Genomic DNA, 20,593 nt, shown 5'->3' on the forward strand with positions numbered 1-20,593 from the left:
ACTATCATCGGCGGTCTTTGGCACTGGGATAAATAAGGGTAAAAAGTTGAACAGCAGGTCGTGGTCAACGACGCAATGAGCAGTATAAATTGTCCCATCCAGACGAGAGCCGATCCATAAAGCAGAGTCATTGAAAGCTCTGCGCCGCTTGCTCTACTCTTTTAGTGACCGCACATGATGTCGGCTAAAAAGTTCGTTCTGGTCGGGATATCAGTATGATAGGTCTTTGGGTTTGCTGGTTCTGGGTTCGATTCCGTTCAAGGCGTCCCACCTGCAACTCGCCCAACTCATTTCTTTGAGCCAGTTTTCGGCTTAGGTTGATACATACGCCGTTTGACGTTCGGCCGTAGAGCATTGCGGAGATCTTTGTCCGCGGTCGAAAGGTCAAACCATTCCGGATCAAAGTAACCACCGCACCACCGAATGGATTCAGCATATTCTGGATCGTCCCGATCAGCGATGATCTCCAGGAACCGCTCATATCCCGATACTCCACCAACATCTTCGGGCGGTCGCGCCCTTTCGCCGGCGACGCAGCTCCCGTGTTTGGGCGTAGCGGCGAGCGTTAAGAACTCCTCGACCTCAATGGTGTGCCGCCAGCCATCCCCGAAATCATAGTGGTAACTGAAGAGGGCACCTTGCTCGAAGTCCAGCAAGCGCACCTCTCTCTGGTCGAAGACCCGAGGATCGTCATCGGTCGCATCCTCCGTCAGGATCTCGACGTCGCCATACCGCAGGCCACCGATGCGGAATTCATAGAGATGATAATTCCACCAGTTGAAGGCTGCTTGAATACCGAGATGCAGATGCTCCAGGTTCCAATGCACAGGCAGGACCAATCGGCGCCAGACGTCCGGCTGGACATCGTCGATGGAAAGTCTGACCTGCACGGCATTTGCGGGTTTGTACATTTCACGAAATGAACAAGGTCAGGCGACGATCGTCAAGAAGGCGCTCAATTGTGACGCTGTATTCGAACCGGATCGTCCTTCACGGCATCTCTGCCGGCTTGTGCAGTCCTCGAAGCTTACTATCTCTGGTGTAACCCCGAACTGGAGCATCGCCATGGACCGAAGCGCGGCCGAAATGCTGTCGGAATTCTATGAAATTCTTCCGCCGGACCGCGAAGAGCCGTGCGCTTCGGATGCACCCACCTGTCCGTGTTGTCGAAAGTTGCGCCCGGCATCCAGCATGGACGAGGACGGCTGCGGGATCTGCGACGAATGCCTGGCGCCGTGACTTCCAGTCGAGAAGCACCTCCTTCTGTTCCTGCGTCATTCGAATCCGCGCTTGCGAAATTGCCGGAAGGCTATGTCGACGGACATTTTGGTAATCGACCATGGGGCGTGACCGTCAAGCGGTCGGAGGATGGCAAACGAACATGGCTCTACGGCGAGGAGCTTGGCGGAACCGATATCGTCAGCTTCAACCTCTATCATTTGGCTGGTTCTGGGCCGACACTGAAGCCGTGCGAAATGTCCTCCGCGAAGGTGGTCGAATTCGTTCTCGGTTTCGTGCCCGGTACAGCGAAAGCCGCGTCTCGACCATAATGGCGGAAAAATGAGCGCAGGATCTATATTGCATTGCAGCAAGTGCATGGCTGCACTGCGATCTGAGCGCTGGCCGTCGAGGCAGCCTCTGATATCTTTAGGTTAACGAAGCAATGCACCTCCTCCCGCAGAGCTTCGTGTTTCAGGCGACCCACTCCTCCTCCCAAGGGAAGCCTGACGGAACAGCGGCACTCCTCCTCCCAGCTGTTGTTCAATATTTCGAGAAGCCTGCCGCACCTCCTCCCGCGGCAGGCTTTTTCGTTTTCCGATACATTCAAGCTCCAGATCCAGGCGTCAAAGCAGACTGCCCTGTTCCACCGGTTCTCCGGATTTCGAGACAATCGTCGATCCGTACGGTTCACGGGACGAGATGATGAGCGCGTCATTCGGCAGCGGGCGAGCGAGATCCTTTGCTTCATCCCAGGGCGCCCGCATCCATGTGTCGGTCTCTGCCTTCGTCAGCAACAAGACGGGCATCGCCTTCTCATGGATCGGCTTCACCAGGTCGTTGGCATCCGTGGTCGAGAACCCGTAGAGATCATCGGTGGTCAGGCCGTCCCTGACCTTTCGGACACTCAGCCATTGCGGCACATGAAGACCGGCAAAGAACATCAGCGGCTTACTTTCGACACGGGCGAACCAGGCGTTCAGCACGTTTCCGCCATCCTCTTGGCTGGTCGGATCGGGTTCCGCAAAGCTGGTGGCCGGGACGAGGCATCTGTTTTCGACACCGAACCATCGCTTCCAGTGCGGAAAATTGAGCTTGCGCACGTTGGTCGTGCCGCGGTCGGCCTCCATCCGATCAGTTCTTCCAGATCGAAAGCCTTGCCGTTGGCCGCAAGTTTCTCGGCCTTGACTTTCGCCGCCTTCTCCAGCGCGAAGCGCGGCGAGTGCAGTCCCCAGCGCGCATGGACCAGTTGCTTCTTGCCGTCGGCGGTGTTGCGGACGATCAGCCCCATCTGATCTGGATTCATCTGGTAGGCCGGCATCAGATTGATCAGGCTTTCAGCGTCCTGGGCCCCACCCAGTCCCTGTCTTCCATGCGATAAAGATTGCACATTGCGGGCCATCTACTCCGCTTGAGCTCGAATGGCGGACAATCTAGCGGATGGCGCTGATTTCGCTAGTCGAGCCGGAAGACATCGGCATTGTCTTGCCGTTCGCGCAAGCCCTTGTAGGATGGATGGCGAAGTTTCCCGTCCGTCGTCCAGGCGCGGAACTCGATCTCAACAATCAACGTTGGCTCAACCCAGACAATATCGGCACGTCCAGAATAGGGCAGGGGCGGCTGCTTTCGCTTCCATCGCAACGTGTCCAGCATCTTCTTCAATCGGATCGCATCGGCTTCCTTGAAGCCCGTGCCGACGCTTCCGACGTGGACGAGATCGGCATCGCGGTAGGCGGCGAGCACCAACGAGCCGAAGCCGGCAGGGGATGCCGTCGACCTCTCATAGCCGACGATGAAGAAGGCTTCGCTCTGGACGCATTTGACTTTCACCCAATCACCGGTCCGGCCGGAACGATAGGGCTGATCGAGACGCTTGCCGACGATGCCTTCCAGCCCCCGGCGGCAGACGTGCTCCATAAGGACAGCTGGTTCGCCATCGAGTGTTTCCGATAGCCTGATGGCGCCGATCTGGTCATTCATTTGGCCGTTCAACGTGTCCTCGAGAAGGTGTCGTCGAGACCGGTATTCGACACCGCGCAGATCGTGGCCATCAAGGTAGATAAGATCAAAAGCGTAAAGGACGGCGATGGAGGCGCGGTTGCCAGCTTGTTTACCGGATGCGCCCAGCGATTGCTGCAGCAGCCCGAAATCCGGCTGCCCCTCATCGTCGAGCACGACGGCTTCGCCATCGATGATCATCGTCGCGGGCCCGAGCGCTCGGGCTGCCTGCTCTATTGCCGGAAACCGGTGCGTCCAGTCATGTCCGCCACGCGTGAGGATCCTGATCCCTTGCGGCTCGATATGAACGGCAAGGCGATAACCATCCCATTTCAGCTCCCAGCTCCACTCGCTTCCTTTTGGCGGACGGGACATCAATTGCGCCAGCGCAGGCTCGACACGCTCAGGCATCGGATCGAACAGCAACTGTGGCTGGGCTGGATTTCGCTTGGCCCGCGGCCGCGAACGGATCGGGGCCTCGGCGTCACGAAGGAGCGGTTTTGATCTCGGAGGCTTCTTCATCGCCCCAGTTCAGCAGAAAAATCTTAAAGACACTGTGACGATGCCGACTTGTCCCCGCAATTCACACAAAGGGAGTAGCGCTCGCAAACGCTCGGAAAAAAATCCGCTGGCCGCTATTGGACTGAATACCTTCGGTATTCTGCTGATTTCTAATGTTCAGGATAATATTCCCATTCCTCCGGTTGCTTGACTCATTTATTGCGTCGGAACAGCACACGCCTGCGCCCGTGCCATCAGGCGCGAAACGGTCATCGTGCCTTCAGGTGAGATCGTCGTCCGTCGAGAAGCTGCCGATATCGTTGCTGCGCCTTCCCGGCGGGACGATTCTGTCGCCGAAGTCTAAGCCGGCGCACGCCACGTCCGAGGACATCGGGCCACAATCAAGCAGCTGCGCACAGCAAAGTACGTTCAGGGAGTATAACGAACTGGCTAACCTTTGGTGAAGTCGCTTAAGAAATTGTCAATTTCGTCGATCGGCTGCGGTCCGGGATCGGAAGGTAACTTGGCGCCCCTGGCAAGCGCACGCCGCTTGAGTTCGGAAGCTTGTTCTCGCAGGAACGCAAGATACCGTTCCCGAACCTCTTGCATTTCAATATCGCCGGCAATCCATTGTTCGATCCATACGAGGAAACGCGGATCCTCCTCCGTCGGCAATCCCGCGCGACGGAGACGATCAAAGGCTTTTTGCGCGGCAAGGCGTCGTTGTTCGCTCTTCATAACCTTTGCTAATATCCGATTCGGCAAAAGAAAACGTGGCCGACATCTCCGGCGAACCGTAAGCGAAAATCCGCCTACGCCGCACACATTCTGATTTGCATCCGTTGCACCCCTTCCGTGAAGACCTCGTCTGTTGGTCGAAAAGAGCTGGGATCATTGCTAAGTCAATTCGATCGCCGCCAAAATGAAAACCAGGTATCCCACTTTGGGCAGATCACCAAAACGGCCGCCGGTGTCGTCCGTTCAGTATCGGAACTTGATCGAACTCGGGTCTGCTACCGTCCGATTCAGAACACGATCAGGCTTTTTGGATCACGCTTTCGCTGCGGGTATTCCGCAGACTTCCAGAGCTACCGCAGGTCGCATCGCCGCGTGTCTTCTAAGCAAAACGCGTCGCGCGTCCGTGAAGACGTCTCATAACATGACCTCTGGATTTGGCGCTTATGCGCCGCCAAAACGGCGAAGCATGGAATTGAGCCTATCGTTCTCCTCACGGAACTTCACGAGCATGAGCCGTTTCAGATGGCGATTTTCAGCTTCAAGATCAGCCAGCTCTTTCTCCGAGCCGTCCTGATGATGCGGCAGCGTAAACTTAACTCTGTGAAAACAAGATCTGAGAGTGAGGCTTTGGTTCGTTCGGCGCGAAGGCGGGCGATTTGGCGCCATGCTTGGATGGCAGTTGCTCGCAATTCTCGATGGTGGTGGATGGAATATCGTGGCGGGTGGGAACGAGCGTCTGACGGCTTAGGAAATAGCCCGCGTTAGGGAATTGAAATTCGGCATGTGCAGCGACGCCTTCGCTTTGGCGAGGAGTCCCCTTCCGGCGCGCAAAGCGAAGGTCCGCGCAACGGCTGGATTTGCAAGCTATGGAGAGAAATCATGTCGGAAAATCCGCATATGGCGCGGATATTTGAACATGAATTACCAGGGAAAACAAAGCGTGTTGCAATCTCTGCACAGAAAGCGGATAATTGGACATGATTTACGATAAACGGGCCGTGCTTTCCGCCTATACATCAAACTTGCTCTCCCAGGGGAGGGTGGTTTTTGATGGCCGAGAGGCGATCGAAGCGCTGGGCATCAATCGTGGCGCGTTCCTGGACTCAGCCGAGCGTTTGCAGCGTCGAAAACTACTCCTCAACCCGCGCCACGACTTCTATATCGTGGTCCCTCCACAATTCATGTCATTGGGCGCTCCGCCACCAACCTGGTACATTGACGCGCTGATGCGCCATGAGGGGAATTCCTATTACGTCGGTCTGCTTAAGGCTGCCGAACTGCACGGTGCCACGCATCAGGCCGTGATGGAGTTTCAAGTCGTGGCGGCCAAACGGCTCCCCAAGATCAAGGCCGGTCGCAACCGCTTCGTCTTCTACTACCGAAAGGATATGGAGACCGTCGCCGCGGGCGTTGTTGACAAGAAAACCGAGACGGGTTCGATGAGAGTGTCGTCACCAGCTCTCACAGCGCTCGACATTCTGCGGTATTCTCGTGGCGCCGGCGGTCTTGATAACATCTTCACTGTCCTCAGGGATATCGCGCCGCAGATTGATTTCGAAAGCCTGACCAACCTGTCGCGCCTCACCGAACGGCCGGTCGTGCAGCGCCTCGGCTACCTTCTCGACAGGCTGGGTCACGGCCCACGCCTGGCGTCGATGCGTACCGCCTTGGAAGACCGCGGCAACCTGCCCTGGACGGAGCTGGACCGCAAAGAAGCCGGCGATCCCGACTTTTCTACTGAAGTGCTCGAGCGCGACCCGCGTTGGCGGGTCATCGTCCGCCGCTATCCGGAGGCCGATGAATGATACCAGCTCAGAATTTTGTCGCGTGGGGCAATGTCGCGCCTTGGGCCGATCAACGTCAGATCGAACAGGATCTGATTATCAGCCGGGCGGTGGTCGCGATATTCACCGACCCCTTCTTGCGCGAAGCCTTGAGGTTTCGCGGCGGCACAGCCCTCAACAAACTGCACTTCCCGGCTCCGCTGCGCCACTCGGAAGACATTGATCTCATGCGCACAGAGGTCGGGCCGATCGGTCCGGTCCTGGACGCCTTGCGTGTCGTTCTCGAGCCGTGGCTTGGACACGGTCAGTACGAGTCAAGTCCGGTCGCACCGAAGTTGAAATTCCGGATTGAGGCCGAGGACGGCGGCGGCGTCCCCATCCGCCTCAAGGTCGAAACCAACATCAGCGAGATCGAAGCGTATGATCCGCCGATCGACTTGCCGTTTGGCGTGGCCAATCCATGGTTCACCGGGAATGCGTCCGTCCCGACATTCTCCCGTGAGGAAATGTTGGCCACCAAGTTGCGCGCGCTGCTGCAGCGGGAGAAGGGTCGCGATCTCTATGACCTGGCGCATGGCCTGGAGACGTTTGAGGGCCTGAATGTGGAGAAAGTGGTTGATTATTTTGGCCGCTACGTCGCACTTTCGGGCCAGATCATCACGCGGGCACAGGCTGAGCAACGGATGTTCGCGAAGCTTGCCCGGCCGCGCTTTCTGACCGACATGCAGCCATTGCTTCCGACACAGCAGGCCGAAGCGCTGACCGACCAAACGACCCTCCAGTAATTTACTAGCGTTTTTGCGGCATTCATCGAACGCTTGCCCGGTGACACGTGGTTACGCACCGCTGAAATGCGCAGGCGCTTCGGCGTGGTGTAGAGATATGAATTGGAACGATGGCGGCTAGGTGGCCCGGGATGAGCGACGGAACGAGAGAAGAGGAGCCGCCGACGCACTATTCTCGCCACTATCAAGCGACAATCTGCCACGGCTTGGGATTCGGGTTACACTTACGCTATCGTCGTGGTCGCCGCGCTCAACGAATCCACAAGGGCAATCGCCCGACCGACACTCTTCCGCATGACAGACGCCTCTGTCGCATGCAGTGGCTGTCGATTTTTTATTCCGAGCAGTTCAGCAAGTTTACCGAAATACCGAAGCGCTATTGAGAAGGAACTGGAAAGTCTAATACTTTGTCCGTGTAGCTTTCGACCAAGGCGCTAAACGGCGTGCCGTCTCGAAGTTTCAGTACGGCACGATGTTCGAGCAGGAACGGCGGCAGGCTAAGGGAACTTGTTTCATGAGCTGTTAAGCCGTCCATGTCCCAGCCTTCGGATAGAGGGGACCAGAGCAACGTGGCAGACAGGTTTGTGCGAGTGAAATTAAGAGCCTGAACGGCTCTCCCAAACGCGATATCGCTGGTCTTCAAAGCCTGATTCATCTCTGCAGTTAATTTTGCGGGTACATACCAATTGTCGGCTTCCGACAAGACGCGGTCGCCGCAGACCAGGCGGACGCGGCGATAAGCGATCAGCTCACCGGGTCCGACGGTCAGAAGTTCACGGATGTGCTCATCGGCCGGCTTGTCTTGCCCGCCCACACGCTGAGCTACAATCTTAGAACCTTCCGGTGCGAGCTTGTGCGCGGCGCACCAGCGATCAAGGGTCAACGTAGCACTGGCGTTACTCAGGAGATTGGCATTCAAGGTCTGAAGGACCGCAAGCGCTTCCACTCGAGATGTCGGCGAGTTCAGCCACTGAGACCCTATAGACGGTTCTTTCGCAATTGCGATCTGGGTGCCCAGCACAATGGCAGTCGCTGCAAGTGCGGCGATGCGAAAGCGTTTCGAAGAACAAAATGACACGGAGAACGAATCCTTTCTGCAGTAAATTTGACTTCTGCGCGTCAAATTTCCTTGATTTTGGCAGGCGCGCGCGGTGTCAGCGTATTTGATGCCAGCAGCAAGATTTGAACTGCGCCTTGCGGTACCGTTTAACGGTCGGGTTCCCGATAGACTTTCTTACCAACTTCCGATGTCCTGCCGTGCTGGTTCACACCTGTTGAAGCCTGTGTGCGCGAGCCGTCCTTTGCTTGCGTCGCATCAAGGTCGTCCATGATATCCTCCATCCGCTCGCCGACCTGTTGTTGGAATTTGCAGCCGTTGGCGACTGAGCCGGCGCTTCCATCCTGGAATATGGAAACCCGATAGACGTGGATTTCAAATGAGGAACATGGCGGCCGTTCCGAAACCTCCTCATCAAATATCGTAACTCTCGCTTAACGGTTTAGCGCCTTTGTCGCCCCTCCCTCATTGCGGAATGTTCATATAGCTGGAGCGGACAAAATAGCTCGCAACCGACAGCAAAATCGAGGAGCAATTGTTGGAAAAAGGTTTTCTTTGTCGACGCAGAGCCCTCCTTCCGGTCGAGTGACAATTGTAGACCAGGCAGCGACACGCCGTCGATGATTGCCAACCGCAGATGCGAGTAGCCAAGACGCTTCTCTGATTTCTTTTGGTGACCCATGTCGTCGTGCTCCTTGTGCAAGCCTCCCGACGATGACGTCGCCGGCAAGATTTCAGCATTCATGAAAAAATAGCTTGCCTGTTACACTATCGTAACTCCTCACAACAGGACACTTGATGAAAACGACAAACAACGCAACAGGTGTGGCGGGTACATTTTAAAGTATATCGTCTCAAGATTGGCCGGTGGTACGTTAACTTGCCGGAAGCCGTGAGTTATAGAATAAATTATTGTATATATTCCTATATATATCGCACTCCATGTCTTTGGCGGTCGCATGAAATGGCAGCTCTCTAACGGCTACGGCAAACGCTCGCTGATCGAAAAGGCAATCGGCGATAAAAGTCCATCATCGGGCGGCGATTCGGGGCAGTCGCGGCCTGGTCGGGAGACTGAAGGCGTCATCGGCTGCCGTTCTCAATCGCATGCTTGACTATGCACGCCCAAAATCCCTCCGCCGCAAGGCACCGCGGCATGATCAGCCGTTTCAATGATCCCCCATCAGTTCAATTCCAGATCCGTGCACCAACGCCCGGGACGGCTTGAATGCGGTCGTCGCCGATCGCCTTCGTAGAGTTTGCTGTCTCAATGCATCACTTCTTTTCGGAGCTTAAAGCGGCCGTGGAGAGGAACGCGCGGAACTCAACCGTCGTTCAAGAAGTCCGAAGCTGACGCTGAAAGAGTCGTCGTGGCAGGTGCACGGCCATCATTTTTACGCCTTTTGTAATTGTACAATCTATCGCCAGCGATTGGACGTGGTCATGAAAATTGCATCGACAAATGGAGATGACAATGCCAATGACATATCCAGAGAGGTCTGCGCCGGAGCCAGGAGCTCTGCGAGAGTGTAGACTTGCCGCCTCGACCGGCCCAATTCAGCGAATGCCCGCTCCATTGCGGCACCGCCGCTCGTGAATCTCTCCTGCCATCGCATTCGATATTCCAGAAAATCGCGGGACTGATGGGGTTCTCTCATTCACGGCGACGATTCTTTCAGGAATGAGAGACTTCACAAACAACGATGAATGGACCTCAAAACGAAATAGATAGAAGCTTGCCAAACTTCGTCACGTTGACTCGCGATCACGCGAAACTGACGGAGAGATTGGACAATATGGCATGTGTCGGGTTTGCATCATTGTGGTGTCCTCGAAGAAAGACCCACGACATTGGCGCTGTTGGAGACTGGGCACTTAAGTCATCAAATCAGGCACCAAAGAATTTGGGATTCGCGCGAGTCTATGTAGCGGCGAAGGAGAGGCTAGTCGTCAGCATCGAGATTGTCTTGATATCTTATGGAGATGTTCGGCCTTTTTCTGGCGGCCCTGGTAATTGTTTTCGGCCAGCGTGCTGAAAACCCGGCGTGAGGAGGGTGCAGCCGGGCACCGCTTTGTGGAGGAAGTAAAATGAAAAAGTTTATCCTGGGCACTGCGATGGCGCTCGTCATGTCGACGGTGGCTCACGCGGAAACTATCGGCGTCTCGATGGCGAAATTCGACGACAATTTCCTGACGGTTCTGCGCAACGGCATGACCGATTATGCAAAGACACTGAGCGGTGTGACGCTGCAGGTCGAAGACGCACAGAACGACGTTTCCAAGCAGCAGAGCCAGATCCAGAATTTCATCGCCTCCAAGGTCGATGCAATCATCGTCAACCCTGTCGACACCGATGCGACCACGGCAATGTCGAAGCTCGCGGCCGATGCCGGCATCCCGCTGGTTTACGTCAACCGTCAGCCGGTCAACGTCGACACGCTGCCGGACAAGCAGGCCTTCGTCGCTTCCAACGAGCTGGAATCCGGCACGCTGGAAACCAAGGAAATCTGCCGCATTCTCGGCGGCAAGGGCAAGGCTGTCGTCATCATGGGCGAGCTCTCCAACCAGGCTGCGCGCATGCGGACCCAGGACGTCCATGACGTCATCAAGACGGATGAATGCAAGGGCCTGGAGATCGTCGAAGAGCAGACGGCCAACTGGGATCGTACCCAGGGCGCCGACCTGATGACCAACTGGCTCTCCAGCGGCATTGAGTTCGACGCCGTCATCTCCAACAACGACGAAATGGCGATCGGCGCCATTCAGGCGCTGAAGGCGGCCGGCAAGGATATGACCAAGGTCGTCGTCGGCGGCGTCGACGCCACGCAGGATGCGCTTGCCGCCATGCAGGCGGGCGATCTCGACGTCACGGTGTTCCAGGATGCCGCCGGTCAGGGCAAGGGCTCGCTCGATGCAGCGCTCAAGCTCGCCAAGGGCGAGAAGATCGACAAGAAGGTCTACATTCCCTTCCAGCTCGTGACGCCTGCCAACGTCAAGGACTTCGTCACCAAGAACTGAGGGCGAACGCCACATAGGATGCGGGCTTTGCGCGCATCCTATGTTCGGGCGCTCGAAGTTCCACAATCCTCAAAGATGAAGGACCCTTGAGCTCAGGCTGCTTGAGGATGGCGCTGTAAGCCTGGGTGACACCGACAGTCTCATCTATCATCCAGCCAGCATATCCCGGGCGCGCCAGTCGATCAGGAAAGACGCACACTTGGTCGAAGGGGTCGGGGAAGACCTCCTCCGTCTCTCTGTCGGCCTTGAGGATGTTGGCGATCTGATCGGCGATCTGCGTCAGGCCCTTCAGGTCCTATGACGGAACTATAGCATCGCCATTCAAATATCTCAGCGAACAAAACGAACGCGCCTGCAATATCTCCAGCGCCGGCACAAGGTCAGTATCGTTGGTGACGAGCACCACCTGGTCGAGTCGCCGCTTAGGCGTCGTCGTAGGGGTCAAGCGCCAGATTCACATCCGACGGCTTTTCCTCGAGCTTCCAGACCTGGATCTTGTAGCAGTCGCGCGGCCAGCGCCTCGGATCGTCTGCGGGAACGATATGCTGGTTGGCCTTGGAGAGCGAATAATGGCCCATCACGAAAGAGAGCCGACCGCCGCGATGCGTCGTCAAGGCATAGTGATCTGGGCCTGCGACGATACGGAATCCTCACCCTTCGCCGCACTTTCGATGATCTTTGTGGTGAGATATTTGATCGCGCAGTCCGGATGGAGCGTCATCGTTGCAGGCGTGGCGTCCGGCGTTGGCCGGTAACGGATCGACGGCAGAATTTGTGTTCGAACAAGGTGAGAACGTCCCATTTAAAGGCGGTCTTGCGCAAGCAACCATAGTAGAGATTGTAGCCGCCGATATAGACGCGTGTTCGAACGCTGGCACTCCTTGCCCCTAAGACATAAAAAAACCGGCTTGCGCCGGCTTTTTCCCCCAACCGCCCGGAGCGCATGTCTCTCAGGATGCTGGGTTAGTTGTTAGCTCTCAATTGGGTGGCCCTCTCGTCAACTTGCTAGCGGACGCCAATGGCGATCGCAGGGAAGGGACGCAAGGGTCGTCCACTCCTTCACCACCTAGGACCTGTACTCCATCGCACAAACTGCTAGAAAGAGCGCCCGCGGAAATTGGAGAAATCGTCCGCTACCGGAGGCGGACGGTAGCGGTGGAACTAGAAACCCGTTTGTTTTCCGGCCGCCAGAAGGAACCTCAAAGAAATGAATTTGGCCTCGAAGATTGCGAAATCCCCTGTTTTCCCATCCATTGGTGCACTGCTTGCAGAGGCTCGTCAGGCTCGCGGCTATTCTTTGGACGACCTCGCAGAAACCACTGGTCTGACTGTGGCCGAGGTGACAGCTCTTGAGAGCGACGAGGATTTTGACGCGTCAAGGATCCGAAGGACCGCAGCCGCTCTAGGTGTTTTAGACAAGATTAGAAGCACGCGTCGCGCTGAAGTCGTTACGCAACTGCGATAAGGGGTGCCTGCAGTAGCTCGCCGGGGTACGGCCGCTCTTAATGGGAAACCCTTGAACGCTCCTATAGCTTATAGGCCATCCAAGCTTCAGACTCAGCCGGGTTGGACGCTTCCGCCTACTCGGGTGGCGCGAATAAATTGGCTAGCGCCTGAAGTCATTCGTCCCACTCTTGCTCTGAAGAGACGCCTGCGCGCCAGCTTGCCGACCGCAATTGTGGAAACCAGCCACGCGATCATCGCAGCACGGTGATCAATGAGCGATCTAACCGAAATTATTTTTCCACCAATCGCAACACTGGCGGCGCGCCATATGTGCTGAACGTCTTGAGGTCGACTTGAACCATCGGGCCACGCCGCGTGTGCATGGTGAGGGTGCTGATATCGACGTCAATGCCGGATTTGTGTACGTCGCGGATTGCGTCATTCATTTGTTGAAGCGCTGTACGGAGTCTTTCCTCAGCATGCTTCTGTCTCGTGAAGTAAGGTGTCATGGTTGACCTGATTGTTTGCTGCTTGTGTCGCTTATGCGTTTATTCGGGATAGCGCTACATATAGATAGGCATTTCGGGCATACCATCGAGCATGCTCCTCTTTAGTCTAGGAATGGTGGCCGGTCGCCAAGTAACTGCTATGGCATTTCGGCCTTTTTGACTTTCGGATTATTCCGTCCAAAGGGCGGGAGGCGGGACGAAAATATGCCTCCCGATCGTTGGGAGAGCTCCGTTATCGCTCCAGCATCAGCGCATCCCATTCGGCATTGACAGTTCTTCGCTCTCGACATGGCCTTAAGCTTGTTGCGCCACATAGAACGCATGCCGAAGTTTTTATTCGTCCAGTTGGCGCCATTTCAGATTCCACGATTGAAAGAACTATTGGCATCATGTCGTTATGATAAGTGCAGTAAAGCTGGGTCTGGACGGGCGCACCATAGAACTGGTTGACGCTGCCCCCATTCTCTTCAAGGCGCTTCGATCCGATCACCTGGATGCGGAGGGGCGAGCGGTCATCGACGCGGTCGAGGCGGCTGATGTGCTGGTTGCGGATCGCCGGTCTACCGGGCGTCGTATACAGGCGCCCTCAAGCATCTTTTCGATCTTGTCGACCACCGCGCACTTACCGGAAAGCGCGTCATTCTCGCTGCCACAGGCGGCACACCGTTGCACGGTTTGATGACTGAACATCAGGCGCGCCCGCTGTTCGGTTTCTTCAACGCCCTGACGCTGCCGACGTCGATCTACGCCACCGAAACCGATTTTGCGGATTATGAGATCACCAGCAGTGGTTCGCGAGCGCATCGAGCGGGCCGTTTCAGAACTACATTCGGTGAATGACGTCCTGTTGCATCTCAAGGTTCAGCGTCTCGATGATGAGTGCGTTGGGGTGAGCGTTGCCAAGGGGCTAGTCCGGTGACGCGGGAGTCGGTATTTGCAAACGTAAGCAGCATTGGCTAAAACTCGCCGAGACATCATCGCAGATACAGCAAGGCTTCTCATAGTGAAAAAAGTGCAGCGCAGCTTTGCCATCGAGTACAAATCAGGTGGGCGAAAACTCAATTCCAAGCCGAACTCCATCTGGGGAAACATGGATCTAAAATCCGTTGCTCAAGATCTGGAGGACGAGGCAATGCCGTTTATGTCATCAACTCCTCAGGCAATAAGCAGCGAGATGCTTGTATCTGGAGAAGAACAGGCCCGGCCGTTATTGACAGTGCCGATTGAGCACGAGACAAATGCATCGGCTTTACAGGAGACCACAATGGCCGACGAAAACGCTACGATGATCAATGCTGACACGCCGGCCGCCACGGCGCCCGATGTGCCGAAAAAAATCCGCAAACCTCGCGCCAAGAAGGTGGTGCCTGAAACCGCCTCAGCCGCCGTTTCTCTGGAACCGGCTGCGGCTTCGAATGCTACCCCCGGCAAGCAGAAGAGAGGACGCAAAGCAAAGTCTGACGAAGGTGCGACAAGCGCCAGACGTGCGCCTGTCAATCGTGCTCCGAGGGCGGTGCAGGCAGCGGCTGCATCGGCGGTGGCTGCAGTTGATGAGATCGCGGATCTTCTGCAACTCGAAGAGGAAAACCAGAGACTGCGAAAGCTGCTGGCGGAAAAGCTCCGCGCTGAAAATGCCGATCTGCGAAAGCGACTCAACCTCGGTTGATCGGCAGCAGACGGTCAAGCGCTGGCCGCATTCTCATGCTTATTGAAGTGGATTTTGGCGGCGGTTCGTTCTGCCTCCAGCGTTTCGCTCGCTGTTTGCATGCGCAGTAGAATCCGAGGTCGACTACAATGGCGTCTCCATGGAAACTTCTTGCCCGGCTGGTGTCCCCGAAACGGAAGCAGAGGCAAGAATACGGCTCGACCGATGAAGTGAAGCCTGACGTCATGGCCATCGCTCAGCCGATTGAACCAGCAGCCAAAAACGAGCTTGGCGCCACAGACCGTCCAGCGGACGAAAGGCCACTCCTTGACAGTCGTTCCACGGCGGCGTCAGTCGACCCGGATCATGCCGACAAAGCGGGCAGCACTGTTGACGATCACGCAGATATCGAAGCCGCAAAGTCGGCGGAAGCGGCTGATCCGGCTTTGCCCGATGTGGCCAATACAGCCGCGCGTGCCGCACCGAAGATCTTTCGAGTTGGCGGGGGTCAAACGCTAAAGCGCAGCATGCGGCGCACGAAAGTGGAAGAGATCGCGGTTGTTCTTGCACCGTCTCGAGGCGCCGCCGCTTCTGACGATGCAATCAATCTCGATGAAGAAATCCGGCTTCTCCGGGATCAGCTGGCGCGCAAGCTTTAGATACAGAATACACAATTAAAGAGGATGCTGCAGCGGTTTGAGCGCTGAAGCGTCCAGTCACGGACAGCCCGCTCCGGTTCCGTCACCAGCCTCGGGGGCGGTCGCACGCGCGCCTGAAATCAGCCGGGATGCCAATCGGCTGCTGTGTTACAGGAGGATTGAACAATGTCAGGCTCTCCATTGACGCGAGTAACGGTTGCGTGTGTATCTCCGTTCGCCGTTGGCACCCTGCCGAAAGCTGTGAACAGATCGCGGTTCCTCAGCAACTCGGAGGGAACCTGATCTGGAATGGAATAGCTTCGCGCTGTGTCTTCTCCGCCTGCAACCCCTCACTGCCCGCTAGGCGCTTTCAAAACGCGAGCGAACGGGTGCCAAAACACAAGCTGTTTAGGTTCTTCAGTCGGATGACGTGATATGGCTCTGACAGTTCTTGGGGCAGACGCGGGCGCATGCGCCGCAGCCGATACAACGGCCCGGATGATCGACAATCATCAGCAATCGCTCCACCTCATCGTCTGCGCCATCCCCGGCGTCTACAATATCGCCGGAGTCGGTGATGCCGCCAAGGTGCATGACGTCACGCGAGCAGACTTTGAAACAGCGGCCGCAGCCAATGCAGCTTGCGTTTATCCGGCTCAAATATTCGGGTAACCACCTAGACCCGTCGCGGCTTACGAATGAAACCACCATCGTGTTCTCCGATGCAGTGAGTTCTGCTCCGGCAACGCCGGATATGGCGTTGCTCTTGAGAGTCGTTTCGGAAACGTTGGGATCGACGGTGCGACACGGATGCTTTTCCTGTAAACAGGTCTCATTGAGCGTTGCCATGGTACCTCCTTCAGCCGTTAGAGCTTTTTCTGAACTGATGCTCCAGCGACAAGAGCTGTCGTCCGCTGCTATTTCATCTGCTTAGACGCCAAAAAATAAGAGACTAAAAAAGAAACCAAGTGGCTGACGCCGCGGGATGTCGTGACAATTTTGTATACTGTGTCTTATGGATGTCGTTGCGTACACAATCTGCCTCGTTGAGGGCGGAACAAAAAACACGTCCAAGACGACCACCAGCCTCTTGAGTGGCCTCCTTATATTGGTCGGCCCTCACGGAGGGGCCAATATTCCCTTATGGCCAACTCAGCGGGAATAGGCCCGACCCGGAAATAGGTACGAAGGAACAGCCGAATGACAGTCAAAAACCCATTCACATGGACGAACGACGATTTTCCCGATCTGGGCGCGTCCAATGTAGCAGCTTCGATTGAGTTCCGATCTTTTACAGGAGCTTTCCGTTTAAGCGACCGAAAGCCTTCTGGCGACTAACGATGTGCGAAGCTTCATGGCCGGCTTTTCAATCAGCGCCCATGATAGAGCGGCTAATGCCACGGTCCCGACCGGCTCGACGATCCAAAGCCACCAGTGGCCGACCCATCCGATGCCGATCAGCGTGTGCATGACGAGCATATGGTAGAGGTAGATCCCGTAAGACAGATCCTGCCCGCGCAAAAGGTTAGGGCGCGGAATTGAGTACGCTGCTGACAGGACTAGACCGGCAAGAATAGCGATTCGGAATGCATCGACAGGCGCCGCATTGTTGATAGAGATGAATGCAGCGGACGTCCCTGCTACCCACCACGTGATTGCGAGATGAGTTGCCAGCCACCACAAGAGCTTCCCCTCAAAGATCCTGCTTACGCGATGCCAGTAAAGCCGAGCAAGGACTCCCATCGAAAAAATCCAGAAAGTCGGGCCCACTGTCACCGATAGGAACGGATTGTACCTATCAGTTATGTTGAAGTGCTGCGCCATGACCCAAGACCCGAGAGCGGCGACGGCAACGACTAGCGCCCCTGCTCGTTTCCACTGCCGCCAAAATTCCAGCAGCGTTGGCAGGGTGAGGTAGAATGTCAGTTCCACCGTCAGCGTCCACAGCACCCCACTTGGGTCCGAGACGCCGTAAAAGCCGCTCATCGTGTAGGGCTCGTAGGTGAAGTAGACGGCCCAGATTCGTGCAGCGGTCAGGATGTATACCGTGAAGTAAGACAGATACTGCAAGGTGCCAGTGACATTTAATCCCCCAGTTACCAGCAGGGCAAATTCCATCAGGGCGATGTTGACGAACAGTGCAGGAAAGATCCGGAGCGACCGCTTAACAAAAAAAGAGGCCGCAGAAGATGAGCGAATATAAGAATCTGTTACTAGAAAGCCGCTTATTACAAAGAAGATCGCAACACCCGGTGTCGAAAACAACAGATTGAAGGCCGCTGTGCCGTTCAAAGGATCGCCCAGGTGAAGCCAATTCCACGCGTGGCTGAACATCACTTGGCAGGCGGCAAAGAGCCTTAACAGGTCAAAGTTGTTCCGGTGGCCGGATGAGTGTTCATTGGATGGTCCCATGATGTCATTAGCCGGCAGATGCCGCGCAACCTTTCGGCGTTGTATTGAGAACAGAGCTCAGGTGTGGCGGTGGACGGCTTAATCGTCTGCAGCCAAGACGGTGTAATTGCCGCTTCTGGAGGACCAGATGGCCTGTCGTCGAGGGAGAGAGCCGTTTGCGCCGTGGTGACTGATTTCGCCCAATGCCGCCTGCGGATAAAAACCCGAGCGGCATTGGCATCCCCCGTCAGATCGTTTGCCCTCGTTGGTCAACAACATCAATGGGTAGTACCTATAGCTTGGATCAACTATGAGACGTCTTTGGCCGATCTTTTGGATCAAACTGAACAATCGTGATCCAATTGGCAGTGAGTGCGGGCCGGTTCTCGTTTTCGATCTCGACAGTCACCTCGTAGGTCGTCACCAGCATGCTTGAGCCCCGAAAACGGCAGTCAGACAATACGAAGCGGCCGCGTACGCGGCTGCCAGTCTTAACGGGCGACATGAAGCGCACGTTGTCGAAGCCGTAGTTGAGGCCCATTGACTGCTCGCGAATTTTTGGCATTCCGCTGAAATTCATCACCGACAACAGTGAGAGTGTCAGGAAACCATGAGCGATCGTTCCGCCGAACGGGCTTTCCGCCGCAGCGCGTTCGGGGTTCACATGAATGAACTGATGGTCATGCGTTGCATCCGCGAAGAGATCGACTGTTGATTGATCGATCATGATCCACTCGGATCTTCCAACTTCCTGGCCAACTCGCCCAGACACATCCGCGAGCGAAATTTCATTCATACGACCTCACTTATTCTAAATTTCAATGGAAAGGTTTCGGTATTTGCCCGAAATCGTGCTAGCTCCAGGAGCTACGCAATTATTCGACAGTGACCGATTTTGCGAGATTGCGCGGCTGGTCGACATCGGTTCCTTTGGTGACCGCCACGTAGTAGGCAAGCAGCTGTAGAGGTAGAGAAAAGATGATGGGGGCGATTATTTCCTCGACATCCGGCAGCACGAGTGTGTGAATGGTATCGAGCTTCGAACGCGCAGCTCCGCTCTCATCGGTGAGAAAAATGACGCGGCCGCCGCGTGCGGCGACCTCCTGCATGTTGGAGACGGTCTTGTCGAAGAATCGATCATGTGGCGCGATAATGATGACGGGCATGTTTTTATCGACAAGCGCGATCGGGCCGTGCTTCAGTTCGCCGGCGGCATAGCCTTCAGCGTGGATATAAGAAATTTCCTTGAGCTTTAGCGCGCCTTCCATCGCCAAAGGGAAACTGGTGCCGCGGCCAAGAAAGAGCGCGTGAGAGTATCCCGAAAGTTCCTTTGACAGGAGTTCGATCTTTGGCCGAATGTTCCGCAGCACCCGCCTCATGATGCGCGGCATTTCAATCAAGCTCATGACCAGTTGCCGCTCCTCGTCCTCGGTGATAGTACCGCGCGCCTTGCCTGCACCGATCGCCAGAGCAGCAAGAACTGCGAGCTGGCAAGTGAATGCCTTGGTCGAGGCGACCCCAATCTCAGGACCTGCAAGGATCGGGAAGATGACATCGGCTTCTCGGGCGATGGTCGATTCGCTTATATTGACGACGGCGCCGACCTTCAGCCCGTGTGCCTTGCAATATCGCATTGATGCTAGCGTGTCGGCGGTTTCACCGGACTGCGAGATGAAAAGCGCCGCCGCATGTGGCGACAGGGGGATATCGCGATAGCGGAACTCTGAAGCAACATCGATTTCCACTGAAAGGCGTGCGTAGCGTTCGAACCAGTACTTGCCGATCAGGCCTGCCAAATAGGCAGTGCCGCATGCGGAGATTACAAGGCTACTCACGTTTGCAAAATCCATTTCCGTTGATACTTGGACCGCCCGGTGGCTGGCAATATCGACGTAGCGGGCAAGAGCTCCAGCTATGACCTCGGGCTGTTCGTAGATCTCCTTCTCCATGAAGTGGTCATATTCACCCTTGGTCACTCGGTCGGCTGAAGCCGTCGAGGTGTGTCGAGGGCGTGTGACGACCTTGCCCTCACTGTCGAAGATCCTGAAGTCTGTTTTCTCGATCACGGCCCAGTCGCCGTCGACGAGGTAGGTAACTTCGTTGGTCAAGGGAGCAAGCGTGATAGGATCGGAGCCTAGAAACATTTCCCCATCGCCATGACCAATCACCAGCGGCGGTCCATTGCGCGCCGCCATGATAGTGGATGGGTCATCTTGGAAAATTATTGCCAGGCTGAAGGCCCCCTTCAGACGCTTCAGCATCGCACGCATAGCCTCTTGGCCACTCATACCCTCGCGACAGGATTTTGCGAGGAGATGCGCGACGACCTCGCTATCGGTGCTCGTCTCGAAATCCGCACCAGTCGCCTCCAGTTCGGCCTTCAGCTCCGCGAAGTTTTCGATGATACCATTGTGAACAACAGCAATACCGTCGACAATATGGGGGTGAGCGTTTCGTTCTGTCGGCGCCCCATGAGTAGCCCAGCGGGTGTGGCCGATGCCAATGATCCCGTCTAGCGGCTGTTGCTTTAGCCTCATCTCGAGATTGACGAGCTTGCCCTGCGCACGGCAGCGCTCCAAATTGCCCTCAGAGATCGTGGCAACGCCAGCGGAGTCATATCCGCGGTACTCCAGACGCTTTAGCGCGTCGAGCAGTCGCTGCGACACCGGGTGCCGCCCGACGATGCCCACAATCCCACACATTGATTTGTCTCCGTTCGGTGTGCCAAAGGACGCAGGTATGATGCTTTCCATCGCGACCCATTTGAGGACCTTCTAATCTCACTCTCAGAGATATTTAAAATCGATTGTTGTGATCGCTGTCATCCAAACCATGGATGCGCTGCCCGTGAGGCCGTTAGGCAAT

At 56.0% G+C, this 20,593-nt stretch carries 20 protein-coding genes and 3 pseudogenes; 12 read left to right on the plus strand and 11 right to left on the minus strand.

The window, feature by feature from the left end; all coding sequences use genetic code 11:
* Window positions 1-287 precede the first annotated feature (287 nt).
* Window positions 288-911, minus strand: a complete 624-nt coding sequence (locus AC2444_RS26250) for a plasmid pRiA4b ORF-3 family protein (protein ID WP_128450300.1) — start codon at window positions 909-911, stop codon at window positions 288-290.
* Between AC2444_RS26250 and AC2444_RS26255 the strand changes: the two genes are divergently transcribed.
* Complete coding sequence (locus AC2444_RS26255) at window positions 871-1,239, plus strand: hypothetical protein (protein ID WP_164902814.1); 369 nt, start codon at window positions 871-873, stop codon at window positions 1,237-1,239. The two genes, AC2444_RS26250 and AC2444_RS26255, sit on opposite strands and share 41 nt — an antisense overlap.
* Window positions 1,224-1,550 (plus strand): hypothetical protein, encoded by a 327-nt coding sequence (locus AC2444_RS26260; RefSeq protein ID WP_128450299.1) that lies wholly within the window; start codon window positions 1,224-1,226, stop codon window positions 1,548-1,550. The genes AC2444_RS26255 and AC2444_RS26260 overlap by 16 nt, the downstream gene beginning before the upstream one ends.
* A gap of 294 nt (window positions 1,551-1,844) precedes the next feature.
* Here the strand turns inward: AC2444_RS26260 and AC2444_RS26265 are convergent.
* Together AC2444_RS26265 and ligD are read right to left on the minus strand one after the other, a co-directional pair.
* A pseudogene (locus AC2444_RS26265) lies at window positions 1,845-2,610 on the minus strand (SOS response-associated peptidase family protein).
* 63 nt (window positions 2,611-2,673) lie between these two features.
* A complete protein-coding gene (gene ligD / locus AC2444_RS26270) occupies window positions 2,674-3,738 on the minus strand; it encodes a non-homologous end-joining DNA ligase (RefSeq protein ID WP_128450298.1) in 1,065 nt (354 codons plus the stop codon).
* Between ligD and AC2444_RS26275 the strand changes: the two genes are divergently transcribed.
* Window positions 3,665-3,928, plus strand: coding sequence for a hypothetical protein (locus tag AC2444_RS26275; protein WP_245461325.1), 264 nt, complete (start codon window positions 3,665-3,667; stop codon window positions 3,926-3,928). The two genes, ligD and AC2444_RS26275, sit on opposite strands and share 74 nt — an antisense overlap.
* Window positions 3,929-4,167: 239 nt before the next feature.
* On the opposite strand, the gene AC2444_RS26280 is transcribed toward AC2444_RS26275, so the two are convergent.
* Window positions 4,168-4,455, minus strand: coding sequence for a hypothetical protein (locus tag AC2444_RS26280; RefSeq protein ID WP_012755306.1), 288 nt, complete (start codon window positions 4,453-4,455; stop codon window positions 4,168-4,170).
* Window positions 4,456-5,432: 977 nt separating this feature from the next.
* Between AC2444_RS26280 and AC2444_RS26285 the strand changes: the two genes are divergently transcribed.
* Complete coding sequence (locus AC2444_RS26285) at window positions 5,433-6,260, plus strand: type IV toxin-antitoxin system AbiEi family antitoxin domain-containing protein (protein WP_128450296.1); 828 nt, start codon at window positions 5,433-5,435, stop codon at window positions 6,258-6,260.
* Window positions 6,257-7,024 (plus strand): nucleotidyl transferase AbiEii/AbiGii toxin family protein, encoded by a 768-nt coding sequence (locus tag AC2444_RS26290; RefSeq protein ID WP_245461323.1) that lies wholly within the window; start codon window positions 6,257-6,259, stop codon window positions 7,022-7,024. Before AC2444_RS26285 ends, AC2444_RS26290 begins: the two co-directional genes overlap by 4 nt.
* 376 nt (window positions 7,025-7,400) lie before the next feature.
* On the opposite strand, the gene AC2444_RS26295 is transcribed toward AC2444_RS26290, so the two are convergent.
* Window positions 7,401-8,102: a hypothetical protein gene (locus tag AC2444_RS26295; RefSeq protein ID WP_012755309.1), complete on the minus strand. Its 702-nt coding sequence runs from the start codon at window positions 8,100-8,102 to the stop codon at window positions 7,401-7,403.
* A 128-nt stretch (window positions 8,103-8,230) separates the two neighbouring features.
* Window positions 8,231-8,353 carry a hypothetical protein gene (locus AC2444_RS26300; RefSeq protein WP_280114186.1) on the minus strand — a complete coding sequence of 41 codons (123 nt, stop codon included), beginning with the start codon at window positions 8,351-8,353 and terminating at the stop codon, window positions 8,231-8,233.
* Between the two features lie 681 nt (window positions 8,354-9,034).
* Here AC2444_RS26300 and AC2444_RS26305 point away from each other — a divergent pair.
* The 3 genes and pseudogenes from AC2444_RS26305 to AC2444_RS26315 form a co-directional block, all read left to right on the plus strand.
* Window positions 9,035-9,257 (plus strand): annotated as a pseudogene (locus tag AC2444_RS26305) (IS5/IS1182 family transposase); the annotation flags it as partial.
* A gap of 912 nt (window positions 9,258-10,169) precedes the next feature.
* Entirely contained in the window at window positions 10,170-11,099 is a 930-nt protein-coding gene (locus AC2444_RS26310; RefSeq protein WP_128450294.1) for a sugar ABC transporter substrate-binding protein, read from the plus strand.
* Window positions 11,100-11,259: 160 nt separating this feature from the next.
* The gene (locus AC2444_RS26315) at window positions 11,260-11,400 is read left to right on the plus strand and encodes a PLP-dependent transferase (protein WP_487762919.1); all 141 of its coding nucleotides are present in this window, start codon (window positions 11,260-11,262) and stop codon (window positions 11,398-11,400) included.
* Window positions 11,401-11,521: 121 nt separating this feature from the next.
* On the opposite strand, the gene AC2444_RS26320 is transcribed toward AC2444_RS26315, so the two are convergent.
* On the minus strand, window positions 11,522-11,713 hold the full coding sequence (locus AC2444_RS26320; RefSeq protein WP_128450293.1) for a hypothetical protein: 192 nt from the start codon (window positions 11,711-11,713) through the stop codon (window positions 11,522-11,524).
* A 593-nt stretch (window positions 11,714-12,306) separates the two neighbouring features.
* Here AC2444_RS26320 and AC2444_RS26325 point away from each other — a divergent pair.
* The 4 genes and pseudogenes from AC2444_RS26325 (at window position 12,307) to AC2444_RS26340 (ending at window position 15,358) form a co-directional block, all read left to right on the plus strand.
* Complete coding sequence (locus AC2444_RS26325) at window positions 12,307-12,564, plus strand: helix-turn-helix domain-containing protein (protein WP_012755312.1); 258 nt, start codon at window positions 12,307-12,309, stop codon at window positions 12,562-12,564.
* Between the two features lie 914 nt (window positions 12,565-13,478).
* Window positions 13,479-13,973, plus strand: a pseudogene (locus AC2444_RS26330) (NAD(P)H-dependent oxidoreductase); the annotation flags it as partial.
* An 84-nt stretch (window positions 13,974-14,057) separates the two neighbouring features.
* On the plus strand, window positions 14,058-14,720 hold the full coding sequence (locus AC2444_RS26335; RefSeq protein ID WP_128406349.1) for a transcriptional regulator: 663 nt from the start codon (window positions 14,058-14,060) through the stop codon (window positions 14,718-14,720).
* Window positions 14,721-14,848: 128 nt separating this feature from the next.
* On the plus strand, window positions 14,849-15,358 hold the full coding sequence (locus AC2444_RS26340; protein WP_128450292.1) for a hypothetical protein: 510 nt from the start codon (window positions 14,849-14,851) through the stop codon (window positions 15,356-15,358).
* 396 nt (window positions 15,359-15,754) lie between these two features.
* Here AC2444_RS26340 and fdxB read toward each other — a convergent pair whose 3' ends face one another.
* From fdxB to glmS, 4 genes are all read right to left on the minus strand, one after another.
* Window positions 15,755-16,048 carry a ferredoxin III, nif-specific gene (fdxB, locus tag AC2444_RS26345; protein WP_012755316.1) on the minus strand — a complete coding sequence of 98 codons (294 nt, stop codon included), beginning with the start codon at window positions 16,046-16,048 and terminating at the stop codon, window positions 15,755-15,757.
* Between the two features lie 597 nt (window positions 16,049-16,645).
* Window positions 16,646-17,749, minus strand: coding sequence for a nodulation protein NodX (gene nodX / locus AC2444_RS26350; protein ID WP_128439771.1), 1,104 nt, complete (start codon window positions 17,747-17,749; stop codon window positions 16,646-16,648).
* Window positions 17,750-18,032: 283 nt separating this feature from the next.
* The gene (locus tag AC2444_RS26355) at window positions 18,033-18,524 is read right to left on the minus strand and encodes a MaoC family dehydratase (protein WP_012755321.1); all 492 of its coding nucleotides are present in this window, start codon (window positions 18,522-18,524) and stop codon (window positions 18,033-18,035) included.
* 79 nt (window positions 18,525-18,603) lie between these two features.
* Window positions 18,604-20,430, minus strand: a complete 1,827-nt coding sequence (gene glmS / locus AC2444_RS26360) for a glutamine--fructose-6-phosphate transaminase (isomerizing) (RefSeq protein WP_128450291.1) — start codon at window positions 20,428-20,430, stop codon at window positions 18,604-18,606.
* Window positions 20,431-20,593: the final 163 nt, after the last annotated feature.

It is taken from the genome of Rhizobium sp. WSM1328 (assembly GCF_057653715.1).

Coding starts and splice junctions, on each gene's coding strand:
- AC2444_RS26255 (WP_164902814.1), top strand. CDS start 871: ATGGAAAGTCTGACCTGCACGGCATTTGCGGGTTTGTACATTTCACGA.
- AC2444_RS26250 (WP_128450300.1), bottom strand. CDS start 911: ATGTACAAACCCGCAAATGCCGTGCAGGTCAGACTTTCCATCGACGAT.
- AC2444_RS26260 (WP_128450299.1), top strand. CDS start 1,224: ATGCCTGGCGCCGTGACTTCCAGTCGAGAAGCACCTCCTTCTGTTCCT.
- ligD (WP_128450298.1), bottom strand. CDS start 3,738: ATGAAGAAGCCTCCGAGATCAAAACCGCTCCTTCGTGACGCCGAGGCC.
- AC2444_RS26280 (WP_012755306.1), bottom strand. CDS start 4,455: ATGAAGAGCGAACAACGACGCCTTGCCGCGCAAAAAGCCTTTGATCGT.
- AC2444_RS26285 (WP_128450296.1), top strand. CDS start 5,433: ATGATTTACGATAAACGGGCCGTGCTTTCCGCCTATACATCAAACTTG.
- AC2444_RS26290 (WP_245461323.1), top strand. CDS start 6,257: ATGATACCAGCTCAGAATTTTGTCGCGTGGGGCAATGTCGCGCCTTGG.
- AC2444_RS26300 (WP_280114186.1), bottom strand. CDS start 8,353: ATGGACGACCTTGATGCGACGCAAGCAAAGGACGGCTCGCGCACACAG.
- AC2444_RS26310 (WP_128450294.1), top strand. CDS start 10,170: ATGAAAAAGTTTATCCTGGGCACTGCGATGGCGCTCGTCATGTCGACG.
- AC2444_RS26325 (WP_012755312.1), top strand. CDS start 12,307: ATGAATTTGGCCTCGAAGATTGCGAAATCCCCTGTTTTCCCATCCATT.
- AC2444_RS26340 (WP_128450292.1), top strand. CDS start 14,849: ATGGCGTCTCCATGGAAACTTCTTGCCCGGCTGGTGTCCCCGAAACGG.
- fdxB (WP_012755316.1), bottom strand. CDS start 16,048: ATGGTGGTTTCATTCGTAAGCCGCGACGGGTCTAGGTGGTTACCCGAA.
- nodX (WP_128439771.1), bottom strand. CDS start 17,749: ATGGGACCATCCAATGAACACTCATCCGGCCACCGGAACAACTTTGAC.
- AC2444_RS26355 (WP_012755321.1), bottom strand. CDS start 18,524: ATGAATGAAATTTCGCTCGCGGATGTGTCTGGGCGAGTTGGCCAGGAA.
- glmS (WP_128450291.1), bottom strand. CDS start 20,430: ATGTGTGGGATTGTGGGCATCGTCGGGCGGCACCCGGTGTCGCAGCGA.